Genomic DNA, 13,319 nt, shown 5'->3' on the forward strand with positions numbered 1-13,319 from the left:
AATGCCCCTGGTCTTTCTCGTCGCACTCCCCTTCATTGCCAGCGTGCTGGCCGCGTTGATGCCGTCGAACGCGCGCAACCGGGAGTCGACGCTGGCGGGGCTCGTCGCGCTGGGCTGTGCGGTGCAGGCCGCATGGTTCTTTCCGCAAATTGCACACGGCAACGTGCTGCGCCAGGAAATCGCGTGGCTGCCGGAGCTCGGCCTCAATCTCGTGTTTCGCATGGACGGCTTCGCCTGGCTGTTCTGCATGCTGGTGCTCGGTATCGGCGCACTGGTGGTGCTCTATGCGCGCTACTACATGTCGGCCTCCGACCCGGTGCCGCGCTTCTTCTCGTTCTTTCTCGCGTTCATGGGCGCGATGATGGGCGTGGTGCTCTCGGGCAACCTCATCCAGCTGGTGCTGTTCTGGGAGCTAACCAGCCTGTTCTCGTTCCTGCTGATCGGCTACTGGCATCACCGGCGCGATGCGCGGCGCGGCGCACGCATGGCGCTTACCGTCACCGGTGCCGGCGGGCTCTGCCTGCTGGCCGGCGTGCTGGTGCTGGGCCGCATTGCGGGCAGCTATGAGCTCGACGTGGTGCTTGCTTCAGGCAACGAGATTCGCGCGCACGCGCTCTACCCTGCCGCGCTGGTGCTGATACTGCTTGGCGCCTTTACCAAGAGCGCGCAGTTCCCGTTCCACTTCTGGCTGCCGCGCGCCATGGCGGCGCCCACCCCGGTTTCGGCCTACCTGCATTCGGCCACCATGGTGAAGCTCGGCGTGTTCCTGATGGCGCGGCTGTGGCCGGTGCTGTCGGGCACCGAGCTGTGGTTCTGGCTGGTGGGCGGCGCGGGCGCCATCACGCTGCTGCTCGGCGGTTTCATCGCCATGTTCCAGCGCGACCTGAAGGCGCTGCTGGCCTACTCGACCATCTCGCATCTGGGGCTCATCACGCTGCTGCTCGGGCTCAACAGCCCGCTCGCGGCGGTGGCGGCGGTGTTCCACGTCATGAACCATGCGACCTTCAAGGCATCGCTTTTCATGGCGGCCGGCATCATCGACCACGAGAGCGGCACGCGCGACATCCGCAAGCTCAGCGGGCTGATGCGGTTGATGCCGATCACGGGCACGCTGGCGGTGATTGCAAGCGCTTCGATGGCCGGCGTGCCGCTGCTCAACGGCTTTCTCTCGAAGGAAATGTTCTTCGCCGAGACGGTGTTCATCCAGGCAACGCCCTGGATCAACGTGAGCCTGCCGATCATTGCCACGGTGGCGGGCATCTTCAGCGTGGCCTATTCGGCGCGCTTCGTGTTCGACGTGTTCTTCGGTCCGCCCTGCGGGCCCGACGTGCCGCGGCAGCCGCATGAGCCGCCGCACTGGATGCGCGTGCCGGTCGAGCTGCTGGTGCTGGTGTGCCTCGTGGTCGGCGTCGCGCCGGCCTGGTCCATCGGCCCGCTTTTGGCCGCTGCCGCCACGCCGGTGGTCGGCGGCGTGCTGCCTGAATACAGCCTGGCCGTGTGGCACGGCTTCAACCTGCCGTTGGCCATGAGCTTCGTGGCGCTGGCCGGCGGCATGGCGCTCTACCTCTCGCAGCGCCGCCGCCGCGCGCGCGGCGACCTGGCGCACACGCCGCTGCTGCACCGCTTCGACGGGCAGGTCATCTTCGAGCACCTGCTCGCGCAACTCAGCGAAGCCGGCCGCCGGAGCCGACGTGTTCTGGGCACGCGGCGCCTTCAAACGCAGTTGCTGCTGCTGATTGCAGTGGCCGCTGCGGGCGCCGCGGTTTCGCTCTGGACCGCGCCCGTGGCGCGCGGCGCCCGCGAGCTGCTGCCCTTCTCGACGATGTTCGCGATGACATGGCTCATCGGCGGGGTCTGCGCGCTGGCCGCGGCATGGCAGGCCAAGTTCCACAGGCTCGCGGCACTAATGCTGGCCTCGGGCGCGGGCCTGGTGTGCTCGGTCACCTACATCTGGTTCTCGGCGCCCGACCTTGCGCTGACGCAGCTCGTGGTCGAAGCCGTCACCACGGTGCTGATCCTGCTGGGCCTTCGCTGGCTGCCGATGCGCAGCAAGGACGCGATCCAGCCCGCGCGCGCCAGGCTGCGCCCCTGGGGCCGGCGCGGGCGCGACCTGCTGGTGGCGGCCGCCGCGGGTGGCGGCATGTCGGCGCTGGCCTGGGTGATGATGACGCGGCCATTTCCGCAGAGCATCTCGCCCTTCTTCCTGGAGCGCGCGCTCACCGAGGGCGGCGGCACCAACGTGGTCAACGTGATGCTGGTCGACTTCCGCGCTTTCGACACCTTCGGCGAAATCACGGTGCTCGGCGTGGTGGCACTCACCGTGTATGCGCTGCTGCGCCGCTTCCGTCCGGCGCGCGAATCGATGGCCCTGCCGGTGCAGCAGCGCCTGCAGGCCGACGACGGCAGCAGCGACCTGCTGAACCCGCGTCTCGCCAAGGACACCGCCGTGGGCTACCTGATGGTGCCGGCCGTGCTGGTGCGGCTGCTGCTGCCGCTCGCGGTGCTGGTCGCGGTCTACTTCTTCATGCGCGGCCACAACGCGCCCGGCGGCGGCTTCGTGGCGGGGCTGGTGATGTCGGTGGCGCTGCTGCTGCAGTTCATCGTCTCGGGCACCGAATGGGTCGAAGAGCACCTGCGCATCTATCCGCGCCGCTGGATCGCCGTCGGCCTGCTGCTGGCGCTGGTGACAGGTAGCGGCGCAGTGGTCTTCGGCTATCCGTTCATGACCACGCACACCGCTCACCTGCACCTTCCGGTGCTGGGCGAACTGCATGTACCGAGCGCGCTCTTCTTCGACATCGGCGTGTTCGCGCTGGTGCTCGGCGCCACCATGCTCATTCTTACGGCGCTGGCCCACCAGTCGATACGCAGCCACCGCTGGGCCGACGAACAGGCCGAAAAGGAAGCACAGGCCCAGTCCGAAGCCGTGGAGGGGGTGCACTGATGGAAATCGTGCTCGCACTCGCCATTGGCGTGCTCACCGGCTCGGGCGTGTACCTGCTGCTGCGCCCCCGCACCTTCCAGGTGATCATGGGGCTCACGCTCATCTCGTACGCGGTCAACCTCTTCATCTTCAGCATGGGACGGCTCAAGCTCGACAGCGAGCCCGTGCTGGTCAAGGGCTTCACGTCCACGCTGGCCAACACCGCCGACCCGATGCCGCAGGCGCTGGTACTCACGGCCATCGTGATCGGCTTTGCGATGACGGCGCTGTTCCTCGTGGTGCTGCTGGCCTCGCGCGGCCTGGCCGGCACCGACCACGTGGACGGCGAAGAGCGGCAGGAGGCGGCCGAGTGATGGAACCGGTTCAACTGCTCGACCGCCTGCTCGACTTCAGCATGCCGCATCTTGTGGCGGTGCCGATCCTCGTGCCCTTGCTCACCGCGGCATTGATGCTGCTGCTCGGCGAAAGCCGGCGCCGCGCCAAGTCGGCCCTGAGCGTGGTCTCGGGGCTGGTCGGCCTGCTGGCAGCGCTGGCGCTGCTGCGCTGGGTGAATGCAGCCGATACCGGCGACGGCCCGGGCTCCATCGGCGTCTATCTGCCCGGCAACTGGCAAGCGCCCTTCGGCATCGTGCTGGTGGCGGACCGCCTGTCGACCATGATGGTGGCGCTCACCGGCGTTGTCGCGTTCGCGGCCTCGATCTATTCCACCTCGCGCTGGGACCGGGCCGGCGTGCATTTCCATCCGCTGCTGCAGCTGCAGCTCATGGGCCTGAACGGCGCCTTTCTCACCGGCGACCTGTTCAACCTCTTCGTCTTCTTCGAGGTGATGCTCGCTGCCTCCTACGGCCTGCTGCTGCACGGCTCCGGCCGGCTGCGTGTGCAGGCCGGGCTGCACTACATCGCCATCAACCTGGCCGCCTCGTCTCTCTTCCTGATCGGCGCGGCGTTGCTCTACGGCGTGACAGGCACGCTCAACATGGCCGACCTGAGCGTGCGCATCGCCGAGCTCGCGCCGGCCGATCGCGGCCTGGTGCATGCGGCGGCCGCCATCCTCGCGACCGCGTTCTTCGCGAAGGCCGGCGCATGGCCGCTCAACTTCTGGCTGGTGCCGGCCTACAGCGCGGCGGTGTCGCCGGTGGGCGCCGTCTTCGCGCTGCTGACCAAGCTCGGCATCTACACGCTGCTGCGGCTGTGGACGCTGCTCTTTGCACCGGACGCCGGCGCCTCGGCCGCGTTCGGCCAATCGGCGCTCATCGCCATAGGGCTTGCCACGCTGTTCGCGGGCGCCATGGGCATCGTCGGCACGCAGCGGCTCTCCAATCTTGCGGGCTTCAGCGTGCTGGTCTCGGCGGGCACGCTGCTGGCCGCCATGGGACTCGGCGAGCCCGCCGTATGGGCCGGCGCACTCTACTACCTGCTGAGCTCCACGCTCGCGGTCAGCGCCTTCTTCCTCTTGATCGACATGATCGAGCGCTGGCGCAACGCCGGCATGAGTGTTGCGCCGCACGAAGCGGCGGGCAACGCGCCGTTCCTCGCCGAAGACCTGCGCGTGCTGGACGACGTGAACCTCGACGATGAGGCGCAGGCGCTCTATGGTCGCGCCATTCCCGCCGGCGTAGCGTTTCTCGGCCTGAGCTTCATTGGCTGCACCTTGCTGCTCGCGGGCCTGCCGCCGTTCTCCGGCTTCGTGGGCAAGTTTGCGATGCTCTCCGGCGCCTTCGTGACCAGCGGCACCTCGACCCCGGCGTGGATTTTTCTGGCGCTGCTCATCGCATCGGGCTTCCTGGCGCTGATTGCATTGAGCCGCACCGGCATCCGCCATTTCTGGACCCAGCCGCATCCCACCATGCCCGCGTTGCCCGCGCTCGAGGTGCTGCCGGTGGCCGGCCTGCTCGCCGCCTGCATAGCGCTGACGGTGTGGGCGGGCCCCGTCATGCGCCACGCGCTCATCACCGCCGAAGGGCTGCGCACGCCCACGGCGTATCGCAACGCGGTGCTCAATGCACGGCAGGTGCCCAATCCCGTGCCTGCGCAGAAGGGCACGGCACCATGAAGCGCTGGGTTCCTTCGCCGCCGCTGTCGATTGCGCTGTTCGCCGTCTGGCTCCTGCTCAACCAGTCGCTGGAGGCCGCCACGCTGGCGTCGGCCGCCGTGCTGGCCATTGCGGTGCCGCTGCTCACCAAGGGCCTCCGGCCGGCCGCCGTGCGCATGCGCAAGCCCTGGATCGCATTGCGGCTCACGGGCCGGGCGACGGCGGACATGCTGCAATCGGCTCTCTTCGTGGCGCGCCGGCTGCTCACGCGCCGCACATCGCGCATCGAATCGAAGTTCGTGAACGTGCCACTCGATCTGCGCGACCCGAACGGGCTTGCCGTACTGGCCATGATCATGTGCCTCACGCCCGGCACCGCCTGGGGAGAAATCTCGTTCGACAGCAGCGTGCTGCTGATCCACGTGTTCGACGTCGACGACGAAGCCGCCTTCGTCGCCATGATCAAGCAGCGCTACGAACAGCCCCTGATGGAGATCTTCGAATCATGACGCCTGTACTCTTCTGGGCCTTGAGGCTCGCACTCCTGCTGCTGGCCGTGGCCATGCTCTGCGCCATGGCCCGCCTGCTGGTCGGGCCGACCGCGCAAGACCGCGTGATGGCGCTGGACTGCCTCTACATCAACGGCATGCTGATGATGCTGGTGCTCGGCATCGTCTATGCGAGCAACGTGTATTTCGAAGCGGCCATGCTCACTGCGCTGTTCGGCTTTGTCGGATCGACGGCCATGGCCAAGTTTCTCTTGCGCGGGGAGGTCATCGAATGACTGATTTCATCGTAGGGCCGCTGCCGCTGTGGGCCGAGATCGTCACCGCCGTGTTCGCCGTTCTGGGCGCTGCCTTCGCCGCCATCGGCTCTTTCGGCCTGGTACGCCTGCCCACCTTCTTCCGCCGCATTCATGCGCCCACGCTCGGCGCCACGGTGGGCGTGTGGTGCATGACCATTGCCACCATCGTGTATTTCTCGGTGCAGGGCTACAGCCTGTTCCTGCACGCCGTGCTGATCGTTCTCTTCATTGCGCTCACGGCTCCGATCACCACCATCTTCCTGATGCGCGCGGCGCTCTTTCGCGAGCGGCAAAAAGGCGGCGACGTGCCACCCGCGGCAAAGTCGGGCCCGCTGAATTGAACTGAGCAGGGAAGGCCCGCAGGGGGCTCAGCTCATCGCGAGTTGCTGGAGGCCCTTGGCGCGCGCCACTTCCATCTCGCGCGGCAGCGTCACGCCGTTCTTCACCGCAAGAATCTCCGCCATCACGCTCACGGCGATTTCCGGCGGCGTCTTGCTGCCGATGTAGATGCCGATGGGGCCGCGCAGCCGCGCAAGCGATTCGGCCGTCTGGTCGAAGTGCTCGATCATGCGGTCGCGCCGCGCATCGGCATTGCGGCGCGAGCCGATCGCGCCTACGTAGAAAGCCTCGCTCTGCAGGGCTTCGAGCAGCGCTAGGTCGTCGAGCTTGGGGTCGTGCGTGAGCGCGACCACGCAGCTGCGCCGGTCGGGCCTGAAGGCCAGCACCGCATCGTCGGGCATCTCGGTGGTGATTTCCACGCCGGGCAGTGACCACGCGGTGCGGTATTCCGCGCGCGGGTCGCACAGCGTCACGGCAAAGCCGCTGAACTTGGCCATCGTGGCAAGGTATTCGGCCAACTGTCCCGCGCCGATGAGCAGCATGCGGTATTCGGGGCCGAAGGTGTTGGTGAGCTCCGCGTCGTTCACCCTGAGTTCGTCAGGCGCCTTGGCTTCGTTCAGCCGCACGGCACCGTTGGCGAGCGCGACGGTGCGCTGCATGAGCTTGCCCTGCTCGAGCTCGGCCACCAAGTCGGCGAGCAAGGCGGCGTCAGGGTCGTATTCGAGCAGCAGTTCCAGCGTGCCGCCGCAGGGCAGGCCAAAGCGATGCGCCTCGTCGGCCGTGATGCCGTACTTCACGAGCTTGGGCGGCGCGCCCAGGGGCACCTCTTCGCCCTCGCCATTGTTCGCGTGGGCGTGGCTGTAGCGGGCAATCAGGTCGTCCTCGATACAGCCGCCCGAAACCGAGCCCACCACCGCGCCGTCGTCCGCCAGCGCCATGATCGAGCCGACCGGCCGCGGCGACGAGCCCCAGGTGCGCACCACCGTGGTCAGCAGCGCGCGCTTGCCAGCCTGACGCCAGTCGCGCAGCGTGCGCAGCACCATCACATCGAGATTTTCCATGGCGTCGCCAGTCCTCAGCTTTCGTTCCCCGGCGCGGCGGACGCGTCCTTGTCGTCCTTCTTGCCGAGACCCATTTTCTTCATGAGACCCGACATGACGCCTGCTTTCTCCGCGGGTGCCTCCGCCGTTTCTTCGGCGGCGGCCGGCGGCGGTCCGTAGCGGCTTTGCATTTCGGCCTCGAAGCGCTTGAAGAAGTCGTCGGCGGTCGACTTGGCGGCGCCGTCGATCAGGCGTTGCCCGAGTTGGGCGATCTTGCCGCCGACCTGGGCCTGCACGGTGTAGTCGAGCTCGCAGCCGGCCGGCGCCGGCTCGGCCGCGGCGCCGTCCAGTGGCCTGAGCGTCACGCTGGACGATCCCTTGGCGAACCCCGCGACACCGCCCTGCCCTTCGAAGGTGAGCTTGTAGCCGTCGGGCGCGACGATGTCCGACAGCATCACCTTGCCGTTGAACTTGGCCGACACCGGGCCGATCTTGACGGCCAGCGCCACGCTGTACTGGTTGTCGCCCGTGAGTTCGAACTTGTCGCAGCCCGGAATGCACTTCTTGAGCGTCTCCGGGTCGTTCAGCGCTTCCCACGCCTGTTGCTGCGTGATGCCGAGGCGGCGGTTGCCGAGCATTTCCATGGTGGGTTTCCTTCTTGTTTCCTGTAGGGGCCTAGCGGCCGGATCGCATCAGTGCGGCAATGCTGGCGGCCAACTGTTCGAGGGCACCGAGATTGTGGACTGCCAGCATCGCATCTGCATGCCGGTGCAGCACGCCGGCCCCACGCGCCAAAGGGGCGTAGCCCTCAAAGCGCAGCAGCGGGTTGAGCCACAGCAGCCGGCGCGAATGGCGCTTGAGCCAGAGCAGCTCGCTTTCCAGCAGATCGGGCTCTCCGGTGTCGAGCCCGTCGCTGATCACCAGCACCAGCGTGCGGCGGCCCGTGAGCCGGCGCGCATGCGCGCGGCGCAGCTCGGCGAGCGAACTGCCCAGCCGGGTGCCGCCCGCGAAATCGTCGATGGCGAGGCTGGCCGCGCCCAACATGGCGTCGGTGTCGGCCAGCCGGAACGCGGGGGTCAAGTCGGTCAGGCCGGTGCCGAACGCGAACACATCGCGCCGCCCGGCGCGGCGGGTGGCTGCATGCAGAAACGCGAGCAGCAGGCGCGCATAGCGCTCCATCGAGCCGGACACATCGACCAGCACCAGGAGCGGCAACGGCTGCTCGCGGCGGCTGAGTTTCGGCAGGCGAAGTATTTCGCCGCCCGTGCGCGCCGCCTCGTGCAGCACGCCGGGCCAGTGCATGCGCGCATGCTGCGAGCCCGCATCGTTGGAAGGGCGCAGCCGGCGCGACGGCAGCGAAGGAATGGGCAAGGAGATATCGCGCGCAAGTCGTTCGACCAGCCGGTATTCCGAAGCGCCGAGCGCGTTGAAGTCTGCATGCTGGAGCCGCTGCCGGTCGCTCGACGTCATGGCGGCATCGAACTCGACCTCCTTGTCGGGCTTGGCGGCCACGGCGGGCTTGGCCGGGTCACGCGGCGCGGTGAGGGCTTCGCGCACGCGCGGGCGGCGCTTCGAGGGTTCGGCCTTGCCTTCGGCGCTCGGCAGCATTTGCGCGAGCAGCTTGTTGGCGAGTTCGGGGTCTCGAAACCACGCATCGAACAGTTCGCGAAACACCATGCGGTCTTGCTCGCGGCTCACCATCACGGCTTCCATTGCCGCGCTCAGGTCGAGCCGGCTTTCCACGCCGACCAGCGTGGCCGCTTCGGCGGCGAGGGAGATTCGCATGGCATCGGTGCGCACACCGGCGCGGCGCAGCGCGCGGCCAAACGCGGTGATGTTGCCGGCGAGCTTGCCGCTGCGTACATCGCCGAGTTGCTGGATACCGGTCATACGGGGCGGCCTCGGCCTTCGGACACGCTCAGGGCGCGACCGGCTCCTCTGGCTTCAGCAGCTCGGACGCTAGTTCACGTGTGAGCGCGGCCACGTCGTCGCGCTGCTTGAACAGGATGCCCGCGGTGTCGACCACCACTTCAGGATCGAGCTCGACCGTATCGAGCGCAATCAGCGCCCTGGCCCACTCGACGCTTTCTGCGATGCCGGGAGCGCGCTGGAACGCGTTGACGAAAGGCGCATCGCGCAGCCGCGCGACGAAGGCAGCCACCTGGGCCGAGAGCTTCTCACCGGCCTGCGGCACCTGGGCCCGCACAATGGCCAGCTCGCGTTCGCGCTCGGGGTAGTCGAGCCAGTGATAGAGGCAGCGCCGCTTGACCGCATCGTTGAGCTCGCGCGTGCGGTTGCTGGTAAGAATGGTGACCGGCGGCACCACGGCGCGCACCGTGCCAAGCTCGGGAATGCTGACCTGGTATTCGCCAAGGTATTCGAGCAGGAAGGCCTCGAAGGGTTCGTCGGCGCGGTCCACCTCGTCGATCAGCAGCACCGCGCCGGGCGCGGGAGTTTGAAGCGCCTGCAGCAGCGGGCGGCGAATCAGGTAGTGCGGTTGGTACACCTCGGCTTCCACATCGCGCGCCGCGCCGGTGGCTTCGGCCGCGCGCATGTGCAGCAGTTGCGCGGCGTAGTTCCATTCATAAAGTGCCTCGCGCTGCTCCAGCCCGTCGTAGCACTGCAGGCGCAGCAACTCGCGGCCGAGTGCGGTCGACAGCGCCTTGGCCAGCTCGGTCTTGCCGACGCCGGGCTCACCCTCGAGCAGCAGCGGGCGCTGCAGCTTGAGCGCAAGGAACACGGCCGTCGCCAGGCGGCGGTCGGCAAAGTAGCCGGCCTTCATCAAGCCGTCCGAAAGAGAATCGATGGTCGGGAAGATCATGGCAAAGCGTAGCGGAAGACGCGAGATGTCGTCGCGCCTTCCGTTTCTCGCCTGGCTGCTTCAGCCCAGCGCCTTGGTCACCGCGCGCTGCGTGAGCACGCTGATCAGGTTGGCGCGGTAGGCCGCAGAAGCATGCAGGTCGCCGTTGAGCTCGCTCGCATCGATCTTCACGGCTGCGGCGGCCGCGGCGGTAAAGCTCTTGTTGAGCGCATCTTCGAGCCCCGCATGCCGGAACACGCCGTTGCCCGCGCCGGTAATGGCAACCCGCACCCCGCCGTCGTACTGCGCGAGGAACACGCCGACCAACGGAAAGTTCGATGCCTTCTGGCGCAGCTTTTCGTACACGGCACGCTTGGGAACGGGGAAACGGATCGCGGTGATCAGCTCGTCTTCTTCGAGTGCCGTGGTGAACAGGCCCAGGAAGAAATCGTCCGCCGCGATCTCGCGCTTCGTGGTGACGACCGTGGCGCCCGAGCCGAGCACCGCGCTGGGATAGCACGCAGCCGGATCGTTGTTGGCGACCGAGCCGCCGATGGTCCCCATCGCGCGCACCTGCCGGTCGCCGATGCGCGAGGCCAGGTCCGCCAGCGCCGGGAAGGCGGCTTTCACGTCGGGGTTGTTGGCCACGTCGAGGTGGCGCGACATGGCACCGATGGTGATTGCGCTGCCGTCTTTCTTGATGCCGGTGAGTTCCTTGACGCCGCCAAGGTCCACCAGCCGCTCGGGCGCGGAAAGCCTGAGCTTCATGGAAGCAAGCAACGTTTGCCCGCCGGCCAGCGGCTTGGCGCCGGCGGTCACCAGCTTGGCCGCATCGGCCACGGTAGAGGGCCGTTCGAGTGTGAAGGCGTACATGGTGTGATTCCTTCTTCTATGTTCAGGGAGCCGGGCGGCCTTGGGTGCTTGCGGAGAGCGCGGGCTCCTGCGGTTGCGTATCCGCCGCTGCGCTTCCGCTGCCTTTTTGCATCGCCTCCCACACGCGGCTGGCCGAGGCAGGCATGTCGAGGTCCTTGATGCCGAGCGGCGCCAGCGCGTCGAGCACGGCGTTGATCACGGCCGGCGGCGAGCCGATGGCGCCCGCCTCGCCGCAGCCCTTGGTGCCCAGCGGGTTGTGCGTGCAGGGCGTGCACACGGTGTCGAGCTTGAACTGCGGAAAGTCGGCGGCCCGGGGCATGGCGTAGTCCATGAAGCTGCCGGTGAGCAGCTGGCCGGTCTCGTTGTCGTACACGCAGTTTTCGAGCAGCGCCTGGCCAATGCCCTGCACCAGCCCGCCATGCACCTGGCCCTCGACGATCATCGGGTTGATGATGGTGCCGAAGTCGTCCACGGCGGTGAAGCGGTCGACGCGAACCTCGCCGGTCTGCTTGTCCACCTCGACCTCGCAGATGTAGGTGCCGCCCGGGAACGTGAAGTTGGTCGGGTCGTAGAAGGCGGTTTCGTTCAGCCCGGGCTCGAGCTTGTCGAGCGGGTAGTTGTGCGGCACGTAGGCCGTGAGCGCCACCTGGCCGAACGGAATCTTCTTGTCGGTGCCCTTGACCGTGAACTCGCCGTTGGCAAACTCGATGTCGGCATCGCTCGCCTCCATCAGGTGCGCGGCAATCTTCTTGGCCTTGGTCTCGATCTTGTCGAGCGCCTTCATGATGGCCGCGCCACCCACCGAAATGGAGCGCGAGCCATACGTACCCATGCCGAAAGGCACGCGACCGGTGTCGCCGTGCACCACATCGACGTTGTCGACCGGAATGCCCAGCCGCGCCGCGACCACCTGCGCAAAGGTGGTTTCGTGGCCCTGCCCGTGGCTGTGCGAGCCGGTGAACACCGTCACGCTGCCGGTCGGGTGCACGCGGATTTCACCGCATTCGAACAAGCCGGCCCGCGCGCCGAGCGCCCCGGCGATGTTCGAGGGCGCGATGCCGCAGGCCTCGATGTAGCTCGAGTAGCCGATGCCGCGCAGCTTGCCCTGGGCTTCGCTCGCCGACTTGCGCTGCGCGTAGCCCTCGACATCGGCCAGCACGCGGGCCTTGTCCATGCAGGCGTGGAAGTCGCCCGTGTCGTACTGCAGCGCCACCGGCGTCTGGTACGGAAAGGTGGTGATGAAGTTGCGCTTGCGGATCTCGTCCTGGCCCAGGTTCATTTGCCAGGCGCAGCGCGACACCAGGCGTTCGAGCAGGTAGGTGGCTTCGGGCCGCCCCGCGCCGCGGTAGGCATCGACCGGCGCGGTGTTGGTGAACCACGCATCGACCTCGACATAGATCTGCGGCGTGGTGTACTGCCCCGCGAGCAGCGTGGCGTAGAGGATGGTGGGCACCGCGGTCGAAAAGGTCGACAGGTAGGCGCCCAGGTTAGCGTCGGTGTGCACCCGCATCGCAAGGAACTTGCCGTCCTTGTCCATCGCCATTTCGGCGTGGCTCACATGGTCGCGGCCATGCGCATCGGACAAGAAGCATTCGGAGCGCTCGGCCGTCCACTTGATGTTGCGGTTGAGCTGCTTGGCCGCCCAGGTCAGGCACACGTCTTCGGCGTACAAGAAGATCTTGGAGCCGAAGCCGCCGCCCACGTCGGGCGCGATCACGCGCACCTTGTGCTCGGGCAGGCCGAGCACAAAGGCCGTCATCAACAGGCGCTCGACGTGCGGGTTCTGGTTGGACACATACAGCGTGTAGTCGTCGGTGCCGCGGCTGTAGCTGCCGATGGCCACGCGCGGCTCGATCGGGTTGGGCACCAGCCGGTTGTTGACCAGGTCGAGCTTGGTCACGTGCGCGGCATTGGCAAACACCGCATCCACCGCGGCCTTGTCGCCCAGCGCCCACTTGTAGCAGCGGTTGTCGGGCGCCTCGTCGTGCAGCGTGACGCCGCTCGCCGTCTTGGCTGCGTCGGCCACGCTCACCAGCGCGGGCAGCACGTCGTAGTCGACCACCACGGCCTCGGCCGCGTTCTTGGCCTGCTCGACCGTCTCGGCCACCACCATGGCCACGTGGTCGCCGACGTAGCGCACCTTGTTGATCGCGAGGATCGGGTGCATCGGCTCCTTCATGGGGGTGCCGTCGGGGTTGTTGATGAGCCAGCCGCAGGGCAGCCCGCCCATCTTTCCTTCGATGTCCTTGCCGGTGAAGATGCCGACCACGCCGGGCATCTTGAGCGCCTCGGCCGTGTCGACGGACTTAACGACGGCGTGGGCGTGCGGCGAGCGGACGAAGACCGCATGGCTCTGGTTGGCCAGCGTGATGTCGTCGGTGTAGTTGCCCGCGCCGGTCAGGAAGCGATAGTCTTCCTTGCGCCGCAGCGCCTCGCCGATGTGGGGCAGGTTCGAGAAGTCGGAAGCACCCATGATGCCGCTCCGT

12 protein-coding genes are annotated in these 13,319 nt (G+C 67.5%); 6 read left to right on the top strand and 6 right to left on the bottom strand.

Annotated elements, in window-relative coordinates:
* Position 1 precedes the first annotated feature (1 nt).
* The 6 genes from V9L21_RS02800 to mnhG are packed head-to-tail and all read left to right on the top strand — an operon-like array spanning position 2 to position 6,122.
* Positions 2-2,944, top strand: a complete 2,943-nt coding sequence (locus tag V9L21_RS02800; RefSeq protein ID WP_337308974.1) for a monovalent cation/H+ antiporter subunit A — start codon at positions 2-4, stop codon at positions 2,942-2,944.
* Positions 2,944-3,297 (top strand): Na+/H+ antiporter subunit C, encoded by a 354-nt coding sequence (locus V9L21_RS02805; protein WP_157612988.1) that lies wholly within the window; start codon positions 2,944-2,946, stop codon positions 3,295-3,297. The genes V9L21_RS02800 and V9L21_RS02805 overlap by 1 nt, the downstream gene beginning before the upstream one ends.
* A complete protein-coding gene (locus tag V9L21_RS02810; RefSeq protein WP_337308976.1) occupies positions 3,297-4,997 on the top strand; it encodes a monovalent cation/H+ antiporter subunit D in 1,701 nt (566 codons plus the stop codon). Before V9L21_RS02805 ends, V9L21_RS02810 begins: the two co-directional genes overlap by 1 nt.
* Positions 4,994-5,485, top strand: coding sequence for a Na+/H+ antiporter subunit E (locus tag V9L21_RS02815; protein ID WP_337308977.1), 492 nt, complete (start codon positions 4,994-4,996; stop codon positions 5,483-5,485). Before V9L21_RS02810 ends, V9L21_RS02815 begins: the two co-directional genes overlap by 4 nt.
* Complete coding sequence (locus V9L21_RS02820; protein WP_337308979.1) at positions 5,482-5,760, top strand: K+/H+ antiporter subunit F; 279 nt, start codon at positions 5,482-5,484, stop codon at positions 5,758-5,760. The genes V9L21_RS02815 and V9L21_RS02820 overlap by 4 nt, the downstream gene beginning before the upstream one ends.
* A complete protein-coding gene (gene mnhG, locus V9L21_RS02825; protein WP_337308981.1) occupies positions 5,757-6,122 on the top strand; it encodes a monovalent cation/H(+) antiporter subunit G in 366 nt (121 codons plus the stop codon). The genes V9L21_RS02820 and mnhG overlap by 4 nt, the downstream gene beginning before the upstream one ends.
* A 27-nt stretch (positions 6,123-6,149) precedes the next feature.
* Here the strand turns inward: mnhG and V9L21_RS02830 are convergent, their stop codons facing one another.
* Genes V9L21_RS02830 through V9L21_RS02855 form a run of 6 tightly spaced genes read right to left on the bottom strand, consistent with a single transcriptional unit; the run spans position 6,150 to position 13,306 of the window.
* The gene (locus tag V9L21_RS02830) at positions 6,150-7,181 is read right to left on the bottom strand and encodes an XdhC family protein (protein WP_337308983.1); all 1,032 of its coding nucleotides are present in this window, start codon (positions 7,179-7,181) and stop codon (positions 6,150-6,152) included.
* A gap of 14 nt (positions 7,182-7,195) precedes the next feature.
* Positions 7,196-7,804: a CoxG family protein gene (locus V9L21_RS02835; protein WP_337308985.1), complete on the bottom strand. Its 609-nt coding sequence runs from the start codon at positions 7,802-7,804 to the stop codon at positions 7,196-7,198.
* A 31-nt stretch (positions 7,805-7,835) separates the two neighbouring features.
* Positions 7,836-9,050 carry a vWA domain-containing protein gene (locus V9L21_RS02840; RefSeq protein ID WP_337308987.1) on the bottom strand — a complete coding sequence of 405 codons (1,215 nt, stop codon included), beginning with the start codon at positions 9,048-9,050 and terminating at the stop codon, positions 7,836-7,838.
* A gap of 28 nt (positions 9,051-9,078) precedes the next feature.
* Positions 9,079-9,981: an AAA family ATPase gene (locus V9L21_RS02845; protein WP_337308989.1), complete on the bottom strand. Its 903-nt coding sequence runs from the start codon at positions 9,979-9,981 to the stop codon at positions 9,079-9,081.
* A gap of 60 nt (positions 9,982-10,041) precedes the next feature.
* Positions 10,042-10,833 (bottom strand): FAD binding domain-containing protein, encoded by a 792-nt coding sequence (locus tag V9L21_RS02850; RefSeq protein ID WP_337308991.1) that lies wholly within the window; start codon positions 10,831-10,833, stop codon positions 10,042-10,044.
* Positions 10,834-10,855: 22 nt separating this feature from the next.
* The gene (locus V9L21_RS02855) at positions 10,856-13,306 is read right to left on the bottom strand and encodes a xanthine dehydrogenase family protein molybdopterin-binding subunit (protein ID WP_337308993.1); all 2,451 of its coding nucleotides are present in this window, start codon (positions 13,304-13,306) and stop codon (positions 10,856-10,858) included.
* Positions 13,307-13,319 lie beyond the last annotated feature (13 nt).

Source organism: Variovorax sp. CCNWLW235, assembly GCF_037204085.1.
In the GTDB taxonomy this organism is placed as follows: domain Bacteria; phylum Pseudomonadota; class Gammaproteobacteria; order Burkholderiales; family Burkholderiaceae_C; genus Variovorax.

Coding starts and splice junctions, on each gene's coding strand:
- V9L21_RS02845 (WP_337308989.1), bottom strand. CDS start 9,981: ATGATCTTCCCGACCATCGATTCTCTTTCGGACGGCTTGATGAAGGCC.
- V9L21_RS02850 (WP_337308991.1), bottom strand. CDS start 10,833: ATGTACGCCTTCACACTCGAACGGCCCTCTACCGTGGCCGATGCGGCC.
- V9L21_RS02820 (WP_337308979.1), top strand. CDS start 5,482: ATGACGCCTGTACTCTTCTGGGCCTTGAGGCTCGCACTCCTGCTGCTG.
- V9L21_RS02830 (WP_337308983.1), bottom strand. CDS start 7,181: ATGGAAAATCTCGATGTGATGGTGCTGCGCACGCTGCGCGACTGGCGT.
- V9L21_RS02855 (WP_337308993.1), bottom strand. CDS start 13,306: ATGGGTGCTTCCGACTTCTCGAACCTGCCCCACATCGGCGAGGCGCTG.
- V9L21_RS02815 (WP_337308977.1), top strand. CDS start 4,994: ATGAAGCGCTGGGTTCCTTCGCCGCCGCTGTCGATTGCGCTGTTCGCC.
- V9L21_RS02835 (WP_337308985.1), bottom strand. CDS start 7,804: ATGGAAATGCTCGGCAACCGCCGCCTCGGCATCACGCAGCAACAGGCG.
- V9L21_RS02810 (WP_337308976.1), top strand. CDS start 3,297: ATGGAACCGGTTCAACTGCTCGACCGCCTGCTCGACTTCAGCATGCCG.
- V9L21_RS02800 (WP_337308974.1), top strand. CDS start 2: ATGCCCCTGGTCTTTCTCGTCGCACTCCCCTTCATTGCCAGCGTGCTG.
- V9L21_RS02840 (WP_337308987.1), bottom strand. CDS start 9,050: ATGACCGGTATCCAGCAACTCGGCGATGTACGCAGCGGCAAGCTCGCC.
- mnhG (WP_337308981.1), top strand. CDS start 5,757: ATGACTGATTTCATCGTAGGGCCGCTGCCGCTGTGGGCCGAGATCGTC.
- V9L21_RS02805 (WP_157612988.1), top strand. CDS start 2,944: ATGGAAATCGTGCTCGCACTCGCCATTGGCGTGCTCACCGGCTCGGGC.